Origin of the sequence: Microcoleus sp. F10-B2 (genome assembly GCF_036704965.1) — a bacterium.
Taxonomy (GTDB): Bacteria; Cyanobacteriota; Cyanobacteriia; order Cyanobacteriales; family Microcoleaceae; genus Microcoleus.
This window is the reverse complement of the sequence record NZ_JAUBTB010000028.1, coordinates 14,030-32,509: the sequence shown is the minus strand read 5'-3', so window position 1 is coordinate 32,509 and position 18,480 is coordinate 14,030. Positions and strand designations below refer to the sequence as shown.

Below are 18,480 nucleotides of genomic sequence, written 5' to 3'. Positions count from 1 at the left end.
GTGAGTGCCTCCTGCTTTTGTGAGATACAGTCTTGAAGGAACAGGCTCTCTCATCACCTTGGTTTTTTTCCCCGACCCATCGCGCTCGACCCCGTATTTTCGTACCTCAAACCGATTTCTGCGTAAGTCCTAAGATAATTTACTTGCTCGATCGCACACTGCACCGATAGAATAATGTTGTTAGCAATTTTTGAGTTGGGTGCGTAACTCAGTTGGATAGAGTAGCTGCCTTCTAAGCAGCGAGCCGCAGGTTCAAGTCCTGCCGTACCCGTCAAGCAAACCTAATAGCATCAACGCTTTGAGCCGTTCTTTACCGAAAAGGAGAGAGTGGCTCAAACCTTATTTGTTTCGCATTTGTTTCGCACAACAAATGCGAAACACCGCCTATCTGGGTCAGGTGGTATTCCGGCATCCTTTCTATAGACACGGGCTAGCTCTGGGAGTCAAGCATTTCCAAGAGCGTCTCCACGTCTGCTAAGTCCGCTCTGGATTTTTTACGCCGCGCTTTTAACTGATTGAGCAAGTCGGCTGACTCTGGGAAGTCTGCGACGGTCGGAGCCGAGTTTGTATTTGCTTCCCGTGAGCGCCGTGTTTCCTTGAGCTCTTGCTCCAACATCTGCACCTTCAGCCCTAAATCGTCGTTGCGCTCGTGTAACTGATTCAGTTCCCCGTCCCATTCTGCAAGTTGCTTGTTGGCCACTTTCAATTCCTGCCGCTCGCCATTCATCGTTGCCATCACTGGGGCACTCAATTTTCCCAGCCGTTCCTCAATGGCGGCCATACGCTCCATCACGGGGTCAAGACTTGAACTTACAACCTTGTCTACAATGTCTGCAACATTTGTAGACATGACACTGTTATCGCTTCGTGCAGACAAATCTGCAGACACTGTAGACTGTGCCTTGGTGTGACTTGGTGCAGACAATGTAGACACTGCTGTAGACGTGCCTGATATTTCCTTGAGAATGCGTTGTGCAGCTTGACTTATCGACTCACCCTCTAGCTTCTGGGCTTCTATCCAGTTCAAGAAGTGACCGGAAGCCCTGAACGATACGACTTGACTTTGACTCGTTGTCGGTTATTGTATACATTTGTATACAATAACCGACGGTAGTGATAAATATGTAGTGATTAGATATTCATTGGCTCAAAACATAGTTGTAATGATGAATAAAATACCAAATAGCACCAATATGGTTTTCTAACTTTTTAGAAAATGAAAGAGTCTTTCTTACGAGCCGAGAAACACGTTGGCGCAAAGTATTATTAAATCTTTCAATGTGATTAGTTTTTCCACTGTCTTTACCAACGGGCTGATGGCGTAGCGAAGGAAAAATACAAGCATAGGCAGCCCAAAAATCTGTATAGCAAACAGCACATTGTCGATATACAGGAGGTAAAGAATTACATAATTGTTTTGCTCCTTTTTCGCTACGATCGCCAATATAAACACCAATAATTTCTCTGGTTTCTCTATCGATTGCGGCGCCACACCCATTGCTTATTTTCTTGGCAATCTACAAATGACCACAGTTCATCACATTCAACATTCAATCTGACTTTTTTTTTAGGTTTAACCTTTGCTGTGCGTTCGATTGAGGCATATTTATTATTTACGTAATCCTGTAACCATTTTTGAGAAACACCCGTGCTTCTAGCTATACCAGCCAAAGATATCTTCTCCAAAAGAAGTCGATCGATTAAATCTTTTGTTTCCGAAGCTCATTACTTTCTTGGTCGAATTTTCGACAAATTGGCGACCGCAACTTTGGCATTTGTATTTGGGTTTTTTATTATAAATAATACCATTTTTAACTATGTGATTTGAACCACAATCAGGGCAGTCTGGTCGTAAAAATAGCAGATTACATGACTAAACTAATGTTGGCAGATATCAAGGATTCCAGCAAGAGTTACTTATGATAGCATAAGTGTAACTAAATCTACATTCGAGCGCGTAAAAAAAATATTAAAATCATAAAATTTGATTGTGTTATTTATCAAATTATCCTATGTATTCAATTACTGTAATTAAACTTCACTACATATTTATTACTACCAATAGATGTTTCTTAGTTATCTCAACTCTCGGGTCTTTAAGGTCGGCAAAATGCTGGACTAAGCTCTGTTTAATAGCTTGAATTTCTGCTACTTTTTGGAGTTCGGGGTGAGAAGGGAAACTTTTTTTAGCAGAGGCAGGTTTAATCTCAAAACCCTGAGACATAAAGTATTTTACTCAAGATTTGATTATGGGCATAGTTGCCCGATTGTATCATGTCCGGTTGATTATTTTTAATAAAAATCCCTGAAATTATTGGTAATAAGGGAGCGTTATCATGGGCGATCGCGACTTGACTTAAGAACACTAATTTGAGTTATTGTCAAGTACAATTTATACCAAATTAGATGAGCTTACCCTGCCATTCAATCGCTGCATTCATGTAAGTCAATACTCGCTCAGTCATACTGTTAGTAGTGTCGCCAAGCAGCCACGGGCGCAATTGCCAAGCATCATCCTCGGACAAACTTTGATAAGGACAGCGGTCAATATAAGCTTGAATGCTGGTCACTAAATAGTGAAATTTTCTGGCTGGACAGCAGGTTTTTTTGAATTCTAAATAACTCTGAAACAACTGAGTCAAAATTTGTTAGGGTTTGAGCTTGACAGTCTCAATAACAGTCAAGTGAGTTTGCGGTTTGTATTTTTTGAGGGTAGGGTCAAAACGCTCGAACTTGATATCAGATTCAATCAGTTGGGCTTTGGCTTGTGCCAGTTCCCAGTTTTTAGGGCTGTCAGACAGGTTCAGGTACAGGTATTTACCATCGCCCCCGTAAATCTGGCGGGGCAACTGCAAGCGCAACCTACCACTGCGAGTCTGGACAACTACTGCTCCTTTTTTAGCCCTACTAAGGGATGGGTCATGGTAAAATCTCAAAAGGGACAGGACAATTTTGGCAAATTGGAGACAAATTGGAGACAAAATAGGAGACAAAAATCTGTGCAGAGGATGTAACCCTTTGCCAGTATAAGGTTCCCTGAGTCATACTTACTGCTTCCATGCTGAACGTCGTGGGTTTGAGTCCCACCGTCCGCTTTGACTGAATTTTCATAGAAGTATGAAAATTAATTAGTGCTATAAATTCAATCTATGGCTTATTTCTTAACTGCTGCTTTATATAAGTTCGTTGAACTACCTGATTTTGCTGACCTGAAAGCACCGCTACTCGATTGTTGCAACAACAACAACGTCAAAGGCACTATCTTGCTGGCCGAAGAAGGGATCAATGGCACGATTGCCGGCGCGTCCGAGGGCGTACACGCAGTGCTGGCATTCTTGCGTAGTGACCCGCGTTTTGCGGATCTGGTACACAAGGAATCTTTCTCGGAAAAAGCACCTTTTTACCGCCTGAAAATACGCTTGAAGCGCGAAATCGTCACGATGGGAGTACCAGACATTAATCCCCGCCTGATGGCTGGCAAATATGTTAAGCCTGATGAGTGGAATAAGCTGCTTGACGATCCCGATGTTGTCGTGGTTGATGTGCGTAACGACTTCGAGGTATCTATGGGTACTTTTGAAGGCGCTATTAATCCCAAAACAAAAAGCTTTTCTGAGTTACCTGAATGGGTGCTGCGGGAAACTGCTTTACGCAATAAACCCAAGGTGGCAATGTTTTGTACGGGTGGTATTCGCTGCGAGAAATCTACTGCTTTTTTGCGCAGTCAAGGTTTTGAGGAAGTCTATCATCTCGAAGGCGGAATTTTAAAATATTTGGAAACTGTGCCGGAAGCAGAAAGTCGTTGGGAAGGTGAGTGTTTTGTCTTTGATGAACGGGTTTCTGTGGGTCAGGACTTAAAGCCGGGTAATTATGAACTTTGTCGCGGTTGTCGTCACCCGATTAGTCAGGAAGATAAGGCTTCTGAATTATTTGTACTTGGTGTGAGTTGTCCTCATTGTTATGACTCAAAAACTGAAACAAAAAAACAAGGATTATCTGAACGTCAACGTCAGATTGAGCTTGCTAAGCGTCGCAACCAAGTACATATAGGCGCGCGCTACGAGGCGAAGGAAAAAGTAGATGAGACCTGCGACTAATATGATTATTCACTAAGCTTAAAGAAACCCGGTTTCTACGAAAAATCTTGTTTGGCGACGAGAAATATCGAAAGAAACCGGGTTTCTGACCCGAAAAATCCGATCGCGCGATCGACTAATTATATCGTTTCGGTGCCATCGGAATCATAAAATCGAGTCAACAGTTAACACTCAACCATTCAGTTTTTCGACCCCCAGTTAACAGTCAACTGTCAACAGTCAACAATAATTCCGGTGCAACCGGAATTGATATAATATGTCAGCAACATACCCGATTTTGTATTCCTTTCGCCGCTGTCCCTATGCTATGCGGGCGCGCTTGGCCTTGATGGTTAGCAATCGGGTGTGTGAGTTGCGGGAAGTTGTTTTGCGAGACAAACCACCAGAGATGTTGGAAGTATCTGCCAAAGGTACAGTACCAATATTGATTGATGTTGACGGGCGGGTACTCGATCAAAGTATCGATATCATGTTGTGGGCATTGAGACAACACGATCCTGAAAAATGGTTGATGCCACAGCAAGGTTCTGTTGCAGAAATGCTGGAACTAATCGCTCTATTTGATGATAGGTTTAAATATCATCTTGATCGTTATAAGTACCCCGATCGCTATCCCGGTGTGGATGCCCAAGTACATCGTTATGAAGGTTCTTTATTTCTGGAAAAACTCAACTCACAGTTAAGCGCCACTAAATATTTATTTGGTAACAATATAGCATTGGCTGATATGGCGATCGCACCTTTTGTTCGTCAATTCGCTCATACAGATAAAGGTTGGTTCAACCAACAGCCTTGGCCTCAGCTACAAGCTTGGTTAACAGGGTTTACAGACTCAGAAATTTACGCTAATGTTATGCAGAAATATCCGAAATGGGAATCCGGTAATCTAGGTGTGATTTTTCCTTCCTCGTAATTAGTTATTCAGGACTTACGCACTCAAGGGCGTTGAATCAAGGGTTTGAGATTGTTTCACTACGTTTTCTTGGGACAGAAAATGGTAGCCTTTTAGGAACAGGCTTTCCGGCCTGTGAAGCGAGAAAAATTATCTTTTGTGGAACGGGCCGGAGAGCCAGTTCTTGAGAATGGTGCAAGATGTGAGTTACCATGCTAAACTTATTTTTTTCAGAATACAAGATTGACTGTGATTTGACTAGAAAAGTGACGCAGGCAAAAATCGCATTTTGCTAAAAGTTTTAACTGGAAAGGATTTATTGTAATCTAGTAAGTATTGTCAGGCTGAAATTATGATTGATGTTGGTTCGTTAGTTCGATCGCCCAGAAACGATTTGGGAGTCGGAAAAGTTGTCGAGGTATCGCGTACCGAGGCCGTAGTTGAATATTTTTGCTCAGTTAAAAACCGCATCCGCAAAACTGTACCCTTGGGTTTGCTGCAAGAAGCCAGACTTCAGCGCCAAACCCGCTGCTACCTCTGGAGTACCACTCAGGAAAGATGGATAATTGGGCGAGTTTATGACTGGGATGAAGATAAATTAGAGTACGAAATTGACCTCCCCGACAGCCAAAGTTTGCAAGCTGTTGAAACCGAACTTTACGTTCGCTGCAATATCCCGATCGCCGATCCGATCGACATTTTAGCAGTCAAAGGCCAAGAAACGCCGTATTTTCACGATCGCCGATTGGCATTCGTTCAATCTGCGATCGAACAGCGGGCAGTCAGCCGCGGCATGACGGGTTTAATTTCTGCTAACATAGACCTCTATCCGCACCAAGTTGAAGTCGTCCGGCGCGTCCTAGAAGACCCAATCGTGCGCTATTTATTAGCAGACGAACCAGGACTGGGAAAAACAGTAGAAGCCGGCACAATTCTCCGCCAATTTCTGCTAGATGAACCCAACGGACGCGCTGTGGTACTCGTTCCCAAATACCTGCTCGAACAGTGGCGGCAGGAGTTAGAAAATAAATTTTATTTGTCTCATTTTGCTGACCGAGTGCAGCTTGTGGCTGTTAGCGACATCAATCAAATTAGCCGCAACGCCAACCTAGATTTTCTAATTGTTGATGAAGCGCATGATGTGGCGGCAATGGCAAATTCGAGCGATCGTGTTCAGCAGCAGTCGTTTGAACTCTGTCAGAAACTAGCTCAGAAAAGCAAAAATGTATTGTTATTATCTGCAACGCCAGTTCTCGGCCGCGAGCAAGATTTTCTGACGATGCTGCACTTGCTAGATCCCACAACTTACCGTCTTGATGACCTGGAAAGCTTCAAAGAACAGGTGCTAAACCGTCAAGAAATCGGTCGCGCTTTGCTGGATTTCCGAGAAAATGCCAAGCCTGCTGTTTTGCAAACAAAACTCGCTCAACTCCGCACTATTTTTGCCAAAGATGATTATTTAATCGGATTAGCAACAGAGTTAGAAAGTTGTTTGAAAACTAAAGAAACAGCAGAACAGGCTCGCCTTGTCCGAACTATTCGCACTCATGTTAGCGATACCTACCGCCTGCACCGCCGCATCCTTCGCAACCGCCGCGATGCGGTGGAAGATGTGATTTTCGACCGAGATGCTGTCCCTAAAACTGAGTACGATCTTAATGATGAACAGTGGTCGGAAATTCAAACCGTACTCGATAAATGGCGCACAGTCGCTCCCAAGTCGAGCGAATATCAGAGAATTTTTCTGCTGTTTTTCCGCGCTTCCGGTACTTGGCTGAGTCTTTTAGAACGGGTGGTCAAAGCTCGTTTGCAGAAAAAATCGACTCCAGAACTCGATCGCGAATTTGGACAAAATGACACGGCAATTTTGACCAAAACTGCGCTGTTTCCCGAAGAAAAGGAAATACTGGAAACCTTGCTCAACATCCTGGAAAAGCCCCAGGAAGGACTCGATCGACTGAGTTTGTTGCGAATCGCCATTCTCCGATTTTTGGCAGTTGCTTTGAAGGTTCCGCGCGAGTATCACAGCAATCCTCGCGATTTGCTGTCGAGAATTCAACAGCAAATTAAACGGCCGATTCCGGGCGAGCGTTTCCCGAAAATTGTGATTTTTACCAGTTTTACGGCAACTTGTAAAGAGATTGCGGAAAATTTAGCTAAAATATTTGGTAAAAATGCGATCGCCAGCCATGACACGAGCAAATCGGCTGATGATGTTGAGGCTAGTCTCAAGCGGTTTAAGACTGAACCCCATTGTTTTATCTTAGTGTGCGATCGATCGGCCGAAGCAGGGGTAAATCTGCAATTGACAGATTGGTTAGTTCACTTCGATTTGCCGTGGTTTCCCCATCAGTTAGAACAAAGACTCGGCAGAGTCGATCGCATTGGCAGCAAAATGGGAGTGCAATGTTGTTTGTTTGCAGGCCCGGATATGCCAGAGAGTCCCCACGAAGCTTGGTTTCAAGTTTTAAAAGATGGGTTTGATATCTTCAACAAATCTATTGCCAGCCTTCAGTTTTATGCTGAGGAAAAACTTCTCAAACTTGAAGAAAAGTTGTTTGCTGAGGGAGGCAAGGGCTTATCCAGCGAAATTGAAGCGATTAAAACTGAAATCGAACAAGAGAAAATCAAAATTGATGAACAGTACGTTCTCGATGAAATTGATACTCTTGATGACAGTGCATCTCAGTATTTTGAATCTCTCGATAACTGCGATGCTAAGCATAAAGAAATGCAGCGGGCTACTGAAGGTTGGTTGTGTCAAGCTCTTCACTTCAAAGAAATCGAACATCCGAGTGTATCGGGGTTGATGCGCTATAAACCCACTCAAAAAACGTTGATTCCCTCGAACGATTTGATGACCCGATTGGTTCCTTATTGCCAGCAATATGGTAGTTACAATCGCCGTATTGCTTATCAAAATGCGGATGTCGCTCTTTACCGCATTGGTGAGGGATTGATCGATGCAATTAGCTCTTATATTCGCTGGGACGATCGCGGTCAAGCTTTTGCAATGTGGCGGCATGATGAAAGTTGGGATGCTGCGCCTGGGAAGGAGTGGTTCGGCTTTCAGTTTAATTATTCAATCCAGACTGATGTGCAGCCGGCTCGGCAAATTTTGCAAGCACAAAACATCGAAAATTACAACTTTAAAGCTTTGCAGCGCCGCGCTGATGCTCTATTCCTCCCAACTTTTGAAACTGTGTTTGTAGATGCTCGCAGTGAGCAGATGTCTTTGGTGGAGGATGCAGAAATTCTAGCGATTTTGCAGCGGGCTTATAAGGGTAAAGGCGGGCCAAATCGGGATTATAATTTGTCGAAAAATCGCACGTCGCTGATTGACAGTTTTGTCGATCCGCTAGAATGGGATGATTTTTGTCAAAAGGGACGGGTGGTATCCGAGGAATTGCTGCGCGGGCGATCGGCTTTTGTGGAAATGTGCAATAGTTTCGCTGTCACTGCTACTATCCAACTCGAAAACCGGGTGAATCAATTGCAATTGCGCTTGCATCGACTTTCTAAATCCGAACAACTTTTAGAATCGGTTTTGGCTGATGAAATCAATACCGAAAGTTTGTTGAGTGAAGCGGTTTTAGCTGGTATTCGCCACCCGCACATGACTCTTGAGTCTGTGGGATTTATTGTGATTTCTGGGCGTCCTCCTGTAAAGTCGGAGGATGAAGGATAATTTGTTTGGGAGGGCGATCGCTCTTTTTGGGGGCGTTCGCTCTTTTTGACCCGATTCGGAAGCACAGGCGAGACGCCCGTGCCACGATGGACGCAGATGGATGAAAGGGTGATACGTTTTATGTAAACTGCGGAAGTGACAGCAATTTTTAGGTGATTTGACTGCAAAAATGCTAAGATAAAAGCAGTAGTAATGAGTAGCATTGATTTAGTTAAAAGCCACGGTTCGGCCTGACATCAAAGTGCGTCGATCGCATGGGAATTGAACCGCACAGCCAAAATGAACAAGTCTCCGATAAAAATTCTGCTCGTAGAGGACGATGGAGGGCTGAGTGCAACACTGGCAAATGTGTTGGAAGCAAATCATTACGGGTTCGATCGGGCAAATGATCGACAAGTGAGCCTAGACTTGGCAGCAGCAATTGAGTATGACCTGATTTTGTTAGACGTGCAGGTTCCCAAACTAGATGGAATTAGTCTATGTCGGCAACTGCGATCGCAAGGCTACCACAAACCGATCCTGTTAATGACGGCAAAGGATTCTGATGCGGAGGTGGTGGCTCTTTTCGATGCGGGTGCCGATGATTACATCAGCAAGCCTTTTGCTACGGAAGTATTACTGGCAAGAATCCGAACTTTATTGCGACGCAGTAAAGCACTTTCCCCAGGAGTTTCTACTCAGAATTCACCGGCTAATACATTGACTTGGGGAGGTCTTTGTTTAGATTTGGATGCTGGTAGAGTGACATTTTGCGAACAAATAATTTCACTGACAGCGACAGAATATAATCTGCTGGAATTATTACTGCGAAATCCCGATCGCATCTTTAGCCGCAGTGCTATTTTGGATCGTCTGTGGGGATTTGACGACGCACCAACCGATCGCGCTATTATCACTCATATTAAGGATGTCAGAAAGAAACTGAAGGCCGGCGGCTTAACTGAAGAAATTATCGAAACAGTTTATGGCATGGGCTATCGACTGAAACCGTACCCCCAATCTGCGTCATCTAGTTCAAATAATCCTGGGATTGAGCGCACCCAAAAACCTCAATCTCGCGGGATAGATAAGTCTGAGAGCGACAAAGTTTTAGAGCGGTTTCGGGGAGGCTTCAACCAACAAATTGCTGTATTGGCTGAGGCAAAAACTGCTCTATTAGCAGGAAAATTAGCAACAGAATTACAGCAAGCGGCAAAACATGAAGCTCATAAATTGGCAGGCTCTCTGGGATCTTTTGGTTATCCCGAAGGCTCGAAATTGGCACGCTCTGCAGAGAATTTGCTAATAAACGATCGCTCTTTGACTGCTGAGGAAATTACCCGCTTTTCGGAATTGGTGACAGGATTACATCAGGAATTAGACAAAACACCGATTACATCAACGGCTGCACCAGTTTCTACTATTTCAAATTTTAACTATCGGGTTTTGGTAGTTGATGATGATGCTGCATTAACGGAGCGATTGAAAGTAGAATCGGAAGCTTGGGGATTTCGGATGAAAATTGCGCCGAATATTACTGCTGCCCGATCGCGTCTTGCTTTGTCAATGCCCGATGTGATGTTACTAGATTTAAGCTTTGCAGAGACAGAGGAAGATGGATTGACGCTACTGCGAGAATTGACCGAGCGATCGCCTACTCTTCCTATAATCGTTTTTACCGGACGAGATAGTCTTGCCGATCGCTTGGCTGTATCGCGCTTAGGTGCTAAGCAATTTCTCCACAAACCTGCAACCACCGAGCAAATTTTTCGAGCCATCACCCGTGTTCTACCCAGTCCTAAAACTTCAGAAGCCAAAGTCTTAATCGTAGATGATGACCCTGTGATGCTGGTTCAATTATCAGCGTTACTGACTCCTTGGGGAATTGAGGTGACAAATCTCAAAGAACCACAACAATTTTGGGAGGTGTTAATTAGCACTAAGCCCGATTTAGTAGTGCTGGATCTAGAAATGCCGATCGTCAGCGGCTTAGAATTGTGTCAAGTCGTCCGACAGGATATCCAATGGGAAAATTTACCGATTTTAGTGGTGACAGCCCATACCGATCCAGAATCTCTCCAACAAGCCTTTGCAGCGGGAGCCGATGATTTTATTACCAAGCCGGTACTAGGGCCTGAATTAGTGACGCGGGTACTCAGTCGAATCAGGCGCGCTCGTCCTTTACTTAAGCCGAGAAATATAGGACTTACCCATAGCCTGAATATATAGTGTTTTGTCGGAGCAAACCCCCCGTGGTTGCCCCCATACCTGGGATGATTTCGTAAGCTGTTGCGGCATTTAAATTGTCTGTCAAAAAAAATTAAAGTCTTGTGGGGTGGGCGTCCCGCCCGCAGAGAATATACAATTTAAATGCGCGACAGCTTAAGTCCTAAAATACTTAAATAGAACTTACGCACGAGGGGTAAAAACCCGGTTTCTGCCTCAATATAAAAAATGTAATTAATTAGGTAGATTAATGATAGAACATACTAATGAAGATTATGGGAAATGGCAACAACAGCCACACCCAATCCTGGCTAAAACAGCACTTTCTCTCTCCGCATCCCTCAAACTAGAAGATATTCTCAACACTACGGTAACTGACCTCAGAAACGTTCTGCAATGCGATCGCGTAATTATCTTCCAATTTGCTCCAGACTGGAGCGGAAAGGTGGTGGTAGAGTCCGTTGGTTCAGAATGGACACCAATCTTATCCACTCAGATCCACGATCCTTGCTTGAGTGAAAGCTATATCGAACCCTTCAAACAAGGCTTATTCACCTCTAAATCAGATATTTATACTGCCGGAATTGATACTTGTCACCGGGAATTCCTGGCAAATTTTCAAGTGAGAGCTAACCTGGTTATTCCTATCCTTGAGGGAGAAGAACTTTGGGGATTATTGATTGCCCATCAGTGTGCAGCACCTCGCGAATGGCAACCATCAGAAATTGAACTCATGCGACAGCTAGCAACTCAAGCTGGAATTGCCATTCAGCAAGCTGATTTATTTGAGCGAGTACAAACGGAACTGAGGGAGCGGCAACAAGCAGAAATTGCCCTACAACAACTCAATACTGAACTCGAACAACGAGTCATAGAACGGACAGCAGAACTCACTGAAGTCAACCATAGCTTGCAACAATATATCAATCAAGTTGAAGACCTCTATAATAATTCTCCCTGTGGCTATCATTCCCTAGATGCAGCAGGAACCATAATTATGATTAATGATACGGAACTGAATTGGTTAGGCTATACCCGCGATGAAATTGTGCATAAAAAGAAATTTGTAGATTTAATTACGCTTGACAGTCAAAAAACTTTTTATCAAAACTTTCCATTATTTAAACAACAAGGCTGGATCAACAATTTAGAGTTTCAGCTATTGAACAAAAACGGAAAACCCATTTGGATCAACTTAAATGCTACAGCAATTTATGATGAAGCAGGTAACTTCATGATGAGTCGTTCTAGCGTATTTGATATCACCGATCGCAAACGTACTGAAGAAGCATTCCGCCAATATGAACGAATCCTCTTCCATACAACAGATATGATTGTACTGATGAATAGCAACTATATTTATCAAATAGTTAATCAAGCTTATTTGACTTGGTGCAACAAATCTGAAAGCGAAGTTATCGGAAATTCTGTTAGAAATATCCTGGATGCAGACGTATTCGATCACTTGATAAAACCTAGGTTAGACAGATGTTTGGCTGGCGAAACAATTCAGTCTGAAAACTGGTTTGACTCTCCCACTTTAGTCAGGCAATTTTTGAGCGTTACCTATACGCCTTTACGTGATATAGCCGAAAAGATTGTAGGGGTAATCGTCAGTCTGCGCGATCTGACTAAACTTAAACAAGCCGAACAAATGCTTGAGCTTCAGGCTGTCATTACCCGCAATATGGCGGAAGGCATTTGTTTAGTAAGAGCAGATAATGGAGTTATTGTCTATGCCAATCCTAAATTTGAGCGGATGTTTGGCTATGAGTGTGGTGAACTTAACGGTCAGCACGTTTCGATAGTGAACTATCCTAGCGAATCGGTAAGTGCTGAAGATGTAAATCAAGCTATTCGGTCTGCAGTTTTACAAAACAGTGAATTCAGCTATGAAGTTCATAATGTCAAGAAAGATGGGACTCCATTTTGGTGTAGTGCAACTTGCTCTGTATTCAATCATTCCGACTATGGCGATGTTCTGGTGGCCGTTCATCAAGATATCACAATAGCGAAGCACCTCGAAGAAGTTCGACAAGAGGCGGAAGCAGCCTTACTACAGAAATCTAGAAAGGAAAATTTGCTCTGGAGGATTACTCAAGGAATTCGCCAATCTTTGGATCTGAATGCCGTCCTAAATACTGCTGTTACTGAAATCAGGCAGACATTACAAAGTGATCGCACTGCCATTTACCGATTTAATCCTGATTGGAGTGGTGATTTTGTCGTCGAGTCAGTTGGTGAGGGTTGGAGAAAACTGATAGGAAGCGATCTTCAAAAAAATTGTGTAGATACCTATCTGCAAGAAACTCAAGGCGGTCGATTCCGAAATCATGAAAGTTTTGTGGTTAATAATATTTACTGTGCTGAACTTCAACCCTGTCATATCGAGCTAGTGGAACAATTGCAAGCAAAAAGTTATGCTGTTTTTCCGATATTTTTGAGAGAAAATCTCTGGGGTTTGTTAGCTATCTACCAAAATACTGCACCTCGTCAATGGAAATCCTGGGAAATAGAATTACTTGAACAGATTGCCAGCCAATTGTCGATCGCTATCCAGCAATCCAAACTCTACCGACAACTTCAGCTAGAACTGCAAGAACGTCAGCAAGCCGAAGCCACCATCCGGGAAGCCGAACGACGCTGGCGATCGCTCTTGGATAACGTGCAGTTGATTGTTGTCGGACTCGATCAATGGGGAAATATTAATTATGTTAATCCTTTTTTCTTAAAAATTACAGGATATACTCACCCAGAAGTTTTAGGAAAAAATTGGTTTGAAAACTTCTTACCCCCTTCTAATCAACAATCGATTCAAGTGGTTTTTTCTGAAGTTTTAGCCCATAACTATCATCCCTATTATCAAAATTTGATCTTAACCAAATCGGGTGACGAACGATTTATTGCCTGGAACAATACCATGCTGCAAGATTCAGAGGGAAACATCATTGGAACTATCAGCATTGGGGAAGATATTACCGAACGACAAAAGCTAGAACAGATTAAAAATGAGTTCATTGGTATTGTCAGCCATGAACTTCGCACTCCTTTGGCAGGAATCCAAATGTCATTGGGACTAATAAAAAGTGGGGTTTACGATAAAAAGCCCGAAAAATCTAGACGCATGATTGAAATTGCCCACCTCGATACCAATCGATTAGTGAACCTGGTTAATGATATTTTAGATTTGGAGCGCCTAGACTCCGGGCGGGCAATTGTCGAGAAAACCGTTTGCAAAGCTGCCGATTTGATGCAGCAAGCAGTAGATAGCATGCAGGCTCTGGCTACTCAACAGCAAATCTCATTAATCGTTAATCCCACCGATTCAGAAGTCTGGGCAACAAGAGATGCGATCGTCCAAACCTTAACAAATTTGCTCAGTAATGCGATTAAATTCTCACCTGCCGATTCCACAATTCATCTAAGTGCCGAAAACCAGACAGACTTTGTGCTGTTCCAAGTTAGCGATCGCGGGCGAGGCATTCCTGCCGATAAACTAGAACTCATTTTTGGGCGATTTCAGCAAGTTGATGCCTCCGACTCCCGTGAAAAAGGAGGCACTGGTTTAGGTTTAGCAATCTGTCGCAGTATAGTTGAGCGGCATGGCGGCAAAATTTGGGCGGAAAGTATCTTAGGTGAAGGCAGCACATTTTGCTTTACCCTACCCTTAGCCACCATGGAATAACCCTTAGATTAATCTGTAGCATCAATCCCAAATCCAAAATCTCCAATCCAAAATCCCATGACTGACAGACAAATTCTAGTTGTTGACGATGAAGAACACCTTCGGGAACTTGTGCAGGCCTGCTTAGAAGATTTAGGCGGATGGGAAACAGTGGGGGCAGGATCGGGAGAGGAATGTTTACAAATACTGCAAATAGAACAACCCAACGCCATTTTGCTCGATGTATCTATGCCGGGAATGGATGGGTTTGCTGTGTACGAGATCCTCCAGTCCGATCCGATTACCCGATCGATTCCAGTGATTCTGCTGACAGCGAAAGTTTTGCCCAGCGATCGGGCTAAATTTGCCCAGATGGCGGTAGCTGGAGTAATTTCCAAACCCATCCAACCCATCACCCTGACGGAAGAAGTAGCAGAGATTTTGGGATGGGTTGAATAACTTTCACCATTTTTGTGAAGTTTTGTAACAATAACGGCATCTTTACCAATTCCTTACCGTTGCTATTTAGTCTCCTGTTATGCAGCTAAAAGTTCTTTGCATTAGGAGGAGACTCAATGAATGCTTTTCAGGCTTTGAACGATCTAAATCAGGATTTCGCAGGTTCATTTTCCGCTTGGCTCAATGCCTGTCAGCAATCCACACTTTGGATTGCTCATACAGAGGAAATACCGATCGCAGGCATTAAAATTCAAGAAAAGGATGTGATATCATGTCCCATAGATTGACCGCGATTAAAGGCCGGGGCGGGTTTACAGATTTTCCCGTTTCTATTCAATATCTTGGCGAACCCGCCCCTACAGGAATCATGGTTAATTGACCGGACATGATGTGACACTTATCCTTAAAGTTGACATTTGGGACATTCATCTTGTCAAATTGAATCTCCAAATCACTCCAGAAACTGTTTTAATCCAAGGTCAACCTACCGAAGCTGCGGGAGTAGAAGGTTATTTCCTTCCTAGTGGATTTCAAAGTCTCATCCCGTTGCCCCACCGCGTACATCCTGAAACCTATGGAACGGAAATACACTCGGATGGTTTAACAATTCAGCTTGCTAAAGAGTTGAGAGTTCAGCCATCCCAAGTTCGGATTCAAGTCTCAAATACACATCTTTAAGCAATCGCTCAAAGATGTGTATTTGAGACCCAATTGGCAACCAAAAAATTAATTTATAATCAACAAAAAAAATGAACGCTTTGCAAGTAGCTAATTACGATGGCAGTCTCCTGCCCGAAAACAAGATGAAAGGGAAACAAATTCTCATCGTTGATGACCAAGAACACCTCCGCGAACTGGTACAGTTGTGCCTGGAAGACCTCGCGGGATGGAACACCCTGGTGGCGGAATCAGGAGAAGAATGTTTACAACTCCTACAAACAGAACGACCTAACGCTATTTTGCTGGATTTATCAATGCCGGGAATGGATGGGTTTGCTGTGTACGCTCATCTCCGATCCGATCCCATAACTCGATCGATTCCAGTGATTCTGCTGACAGCAAGAGTTATGTCAAGCGATATCGCTGAATTTGCCGAAATGGGTGTTGCTGGGGTAATTCGCAAACCATTTGAAGCCACCAGCCTGCCGGGAAAAGTGGCAGAGATATTGGGATGGAATGATTGATACTCCCCGGTCTGGCCGACCCAGGATTCTTCAGACTTGACAATCTTAGTATCCCTATTGGTAGGCTTCCCAAACTCACCCTGGGGGCGTGACAACCCCGCCAAAAACCCAGACACGCTTACTATTGGACAGGCTGTTCAAAAAATAAATGAAGGGTTTGCAAGTTATTGGTATGAGTACAAAAAGACTTTTATTAATTCACAAAAATCTGACTGTAGCGGAGGGTAATTCAGGCTTGCTTGACTGATATAGTAGGTGGGAAGGTGGAAGCTGCGAGTTCGAGTTTAGAAGGCTTGCGACAAGCAAGTTTCTATCAGCCCGATGCGATTATTTGGGAGGTTTCTATCGGCGAAATAGATGGATTGCTATTTCTAAAACAACTAAAAACCACACCCGAAACCGAAGAGATTCCGGTTCTGCTGCTAACTCTCAAAGCCAAATGGTGAGATTTGCAACAGAGTTGGTTCCACGAATCTCAACTTGCAGCAGCGATCGTCAATCCTCTCGATCCAACTATGCTTGCCGTGGAGATTGCGAAGGTGTTGGGTTGGGATTGAGACTGAGTATCCTCTCTGGGAACCAGGGGATTGTTGGATACAATTTATCTCAGTTATTGCTATTTTTACGAAATCTTTCGATTTGCATCAATTCCTTAACAACTTTGTATTCTTTACCAAATCTTTACTTCTTACCTCTACATTCATAAAGTTGCTGCTTCAACCCAACTTACAGCACTTGGCAACAAAAGACAAATACACTTTCGTCGATAAAAAAGAGGTTTTTATGACAAGCTGTCCTTGCTGCACGAATCAACTGGTGCGTCACGTTCGCCAAAGTCAAGTCTACTGGTTTTGCCATCAGTGTTGGCAAGAAATGCCTGTTTGCCCTCTTAACAGCTACGGTTCATCGCCCTCTATAAATTTAGTTAGAGAGTTAAAGATTAAGAAGCAACTTTTTTCAGAGGCGGCAGTTTAAAGGTGAAATTCCATCGCACAGGCGAGACGCCCGTGCCACGATGGACGCAGATGGATGAAAGGGATTCGCACTTACCGGCTAAACCTCCTCAAAAATTGCGCCTCGCTGCTGTAGATTCACCTGCATCTCCTCATCCATTCCTGAATTGTTCCCGAATCTGGCTGACTCGACATTCGCACCGCTGAAATTAGTATTTGTTAAGTTCACTTCCAGCAGGTTTGCGCCGCTCAAATTGGCACCGCTGAGGTTAGCTAAAGCTAGACTTGCTTTGTACAAATCTGCGCCGCTTAAATCAGCATTTCCTAAGAAAGCGCCACTCAAATCTGCACCGCCGAATTTGGCATTTTGCAGGTTGGCGTCGCTGAAATCGACATCGCTTAAGTTTGCACCCCGGAAATTTGTCCGATCGAGATTTGCGCTGCTAAAATCCACTGCACTTAAAGTGGTTCCGCGCAAGCTGCTACCCGCGAAATCCTGTGCTGGATTGAGATTGGCGATTTTTGCCAACTCCACAAAGTTGTCGGTTTCAGCGGAGATAATGCGATCGACCATTTCCTGCAATTGGGATTCAGCTTCCGGGACAATTTCCACCTCGCGCTGTTCAACCGGAGGCAAATTGTAGGACAATAGCGCCCAACTGATAGCCGGTTGGAGTTTATTTTTTTGCAGATATACAGTGATGATTCTTTCTAAAACTGAATGTTGATTAGGCGTGATATCGTGCCGCCACAAACCCTCTGCATCGGTGATATAAATATCTTCTTTCGCCACTTCAAAAGTTGCTGCCATCCGCAATGGTTGGGCGGAAAATTGTCCCAGTTTAGCACTTTTTAGCAAACCTTTTAATACTGATTTGCCCTGTTCTAATGCAAATATCCAAGCGGGCCTTGTATCATCGCCTATTGTGGAAATGTGACAAAACGTGCAGTCCGTTTCATTTATTTTTTCCGCATGATGGCTGTCTCGAACTCCCCGCAGATTTTCAGTTAATAAAACTTCTGAACTGCTTTGAATAAGCTGCGTTTCTTCTATTGGCGAAAGCTTGAAAGAACCGACTAACTGACGCGATGCTACGGGAATTTCGCAGTTTTCTAAATTGAGCTTGAGCGTCCCGCCTTGCAGGCCAAATTTGACGCGACCACCTAGCAGGGGTTCCCAATGCTCGTTAAAATTCAAGCTCAAGTGAATGTCGAGCTGCTGGGTTTGGGCTGCAACCGATGCAACTGGAATTGCTTCTAATTGCATCCACAAGCAATCTGGATATTTGTTGTGAGACTCTAGCGATCGCATATCGGTAGATGTGCTGGCTTTGCCAG

General features: G+C 43.8%; 16 protein-coding genes, 1 tRNA gene and 1 pseudogene. 12 read left to right on the top strand and 6 right to left on the bottom strand.

Features of this window, described 5'->3' with window-relative positions; translation table 11 throughout:
• The first annotated feature begins 197 nt into the window (after nt 1–197).
• A tRNA-Arg gene (locus tag QUA99_RS13185) sits at nt 198–271 on the top strand.
• 159 nt (nt 272–430) lie between these two features.
• On the opposite strand, the gene QUA99_RS13180 is transcribed toward QUA99_RS13185, so the two are convergent.
• From QUA99_RS13180 to QUA99_RS13160, 5 genes and pseudogenes are all read right to left on the bottom strand, one after another.
• Nucleotides 431–850: a hypothetical protein gene (locus tag QUA99_RS13180; protein WP_333237146.1), complete on the bottom strand. Its 420-nt coding sequence runs from the start codon at nt 848–850 to the stop codon at nt 431–433.
• A 289-nt stretch (nt 851–1,139) separates the two neighbouring features.
• Nucleotides 1,140–1,864, bottom strand: a pseudogene (locus QUA99_RS13175) (IS1 family transposase).
• A 177-nt stretch (nt 1,865–2,041) separates the two neighbouring features.
• A complete protein-coding gene (locus QUA99_RS13170) occupies nt 2,042–2,224 on the bottom strand; it encodes a hypothetical protein (protein ID WP_333237144.1) in 183 nt (60 codons plus the stop codon).
• A 178-nt stretch (nt 2,225–2,402) separates the two neighbouring features.
• Nucleotides 2,403–2,570, bottom strand: coding sequence for a hypothetical protein (locus tag QUA99_RS13165; protein WP_333237143.1), 168 nt, complete (start codon nt 2,568–2,570; stop codon nt 2,403–2,405).
• A 78-nt stretch (nt 2,571–2,648) separates the two neighbouring features.
• Complete coding sequence (locus QUA99_RS13160; protein WP_333237141.1) at nt 2,649–2,936, bottom strand: Arm DNA-binding domain-containing protein; 288 nt, start codon at nt 2,934–2,936, stop codon at nt 2,649–2,651.
• A 213-nt stretch (nt 2,937–3,149) separates the two neighbouring features.
• Between QUA99_RS13160 and trhO the strand changes: the two genes are divergently transcribed.
• From trhO to QUA99_RS13105, 11 genes are all read left to right on the top strand, one after another.
• Nucleotides 3,150–4,097 (top strand): oxygen-dependent tRNA uridine(34) hydroxylase TrhO, encoded by a 948-nt coding sequence (trhO, locus tag QUA99_RS13155; protein WP_333237139.1) that lies wholly within the window; start codon nt 3,150–3,152, stop codon nt 4,095–4,097.
• A gap of 256 nt (nt 4,098–4,353) precedes the next feature.
• Entirely contained in the window at nt 4,354–5,010 is a 657-nt protein-coding gene (locus QUA99_RS13150) for a glutathione S-transferase (RefSeq protein ID WP_333237136.1), read from the top strand.
• Between the two features lie 331 nt (nt 5,011–5,341).
• The gene (gene dpdE, locus QUA99_RS13145) at nt 5,342–8,677 is read left to right on the top strand and encodes a protein DpdE (RefSeq protein WP_333237134.1); all 3,336 of its coding nucleotides are present in this window, start codon (nt 5,342–5,344) and stop codon (nt 8,675–8,677) included.
• A 279-nt stretch (nt 8,678–8,956) separates the two neighbouring features.
• Nucleotides 8,957–10,885, top strand: coding sequence for a response regulator (locus QUA99_RS13140; protein ID WP_333237132.1), 1,929 nt, complete (start codon nt 8,957–8,959; stop codon nt 10,883–10,885).
• Between the two features lie 247 nt (nt 10,886–11,132).
• On the top strand, nt 11,133–14,567 hold the full coding sequence (locus QUA99_RS13135) for a PAS domain S-box protein (RefSeq protein ID WP_333237130.1): 3,435 nt from the start codon (nt 11,133–11,135) through the stop codon (nt 14,565–14,567).
• Between the two features lie 57 nt (nt 14,568–14,624).
• The gene (locus QUA99_RS13130) at nt 14,625–15,005 is read left to right on the top strand and encodes a response regulator (RefSeq protein WP_333237129.1); all 381 of its coding nucleotides are present in this window, start codon (nt 14,625–14,627) and stop codon (nt 15,003–15,005) included.
• Between the two features lie 116 nt (nt 15,006–15,121).
• Nucleotides 15,122–15,292, top strand: a complete 171-nt coding sequence (locus tag QUA99_RS13125) for a hypothetical protein (protein ID WP_333237128.1) — start codon at nt 15,122–15,124, stop codon at nt 15,290–15,292.
• 103 nt (nt 15,293–15,395) lie between these two features.
• Nucleotides 15,396–15,683: a hypothetical protein gene (locus tag QUA99_RS13120; RefSeq protein ID WP_333237126.1), complete on the top strand. Its 288-nt coding sequence runs from the start codon at nt 15,396–15,398 to the stop codon at nt 15,681–15,683.
• A gap of 125 nt (nt 15,684–15,808) precedes the next feature.
• The gene (locus QUA99_RS13115; protein WP_333237218.1) at nt 15,809–16,189 is read left to right on the top strand and encodes a response regulator; all 381 of its coding nucleotides are present in this window, start codon (nt 15,809–15,811) and stop codon (nt 16,187–16,189) included.
• A gap of 227 nt (nt 16,190–16,416) precedes the next feature.
• The gene (locus QUA99_RS13110) at nt 16,417–16,635 is read left to right on the top strand and encodes a response regulator (protein ID WP_333237216.1); all 219 of its coding nucleotides are present in this window, start codon (nt 16,417–16,419) and stop codon (nt 16,633–16,635) included.
• Nucleotides 16,636–16,972: 337 nt separating this feature from the next.
• On the top strand, nt 16,973–17,164 hold the full coding sequence (locus tag QUA99_RS13105; protein WP_333237124.1) for a hypothetical protein: 192 nt from the start codon (nt 16,973–16,975) through the stop codon (nt 17,162–17,164).
• Nucleotides 17,165–17,242: 78 nt separating this feature from the next.
• Here QUA99_RS13105 and QUA99_RS13100 read toward each other — a convergent pair whose 3' ends face one another.
• Entirely contained in the window at nt 17,243–18,454 is a 1,212-nt protein-coding gene (locus QUA99_RS13100) for a pentapeptide repeat-containing protein (protein ID WP_333237122.1), read from the bottom strand.
• Nucleotides 18,455–18,480: the final 26 nt, after the last annotated feature.

Coding starts and splice junctions, on each gene's coding strand:
- QUA99_RS13180 (WP_333237146.1), bottom strand. CDS start 850: ATGTCTACAAATGTTGCAGACATTGTAGACAAGGTTGTAAGTTCAAGT.
- QUA99_RS13170 (WP_333237144.1), bottom strand. CDS start 2,224: ATGTCTCAGGGTTTTGAGATTAAACCTGCCTCTGCTAAAAAAAGTTTC.
- trhO (WP_333237139.1), top strand. CDS start 3,150: ATGGCTTATTTCTTAACTGCTGCTTTATATAAGTTCGTTGAACTACCT.
- QUA99_RS13150 (WP_333237136.1), top strand. CDS start 4,354: ATGTCAGCAACATACCCGATTTTGTATTCCTTTCGCCGCTGTCCCTAT.
- dpdE (WP_333237134.1), top strand. CDS start 5,342: ATGATTGATGTTGGTTCGTTAGTTCGATCGCCCAGAAACGATTTGGGA.
- QUA99_RS13140 (WP_333237132.1), top strand. CDS start 8,957: ATGAACAAGTCTCCGATAAAAATTCTGCTCGTAGAGGACGATGGAGGG.
- QUA99_RS13135 (WP_333237130.1), top strand. CDS start 11,133: ATGATAGAACATACTAATGAAGATTATGGGAAATGGCAACAACAGCCA.
- QUA99_RS13130 (WP_333237129.1), top strand. CDS start 14,625: ATGACTGACAGACAAATTCTAGTTGTTGACGATGAAGAACACCTTCGG.
- QUA99_RS13125 (WP_333237128.1), top strand. CDS start 15,122: ATGAATGCTTTTCAGGCTTTGAACGATCTAAATCAGGATTTCGCAGGT.
- QUA99_RS13115 (WP_333237218.1), top strand. CDS start 15,809: ATGAAAGGGAAACAAATTCTCATCGTTGATGACCAAGAACACCTCCGC.
- QUA99_RS13105 (WP_333237124.1), top strand. CDS start 16,973: ATGACAAGCTGTCCTTGCTGCACGAATCAACTGGTGCGTCACGTTCGC.
- QUA99_RS13100 (WP_333237122.1), bottom strand. CDS start 18,454: ATGCGATCGCTAGAGTCTCACAACAAATATCCAGATTGCTTGTGGATG.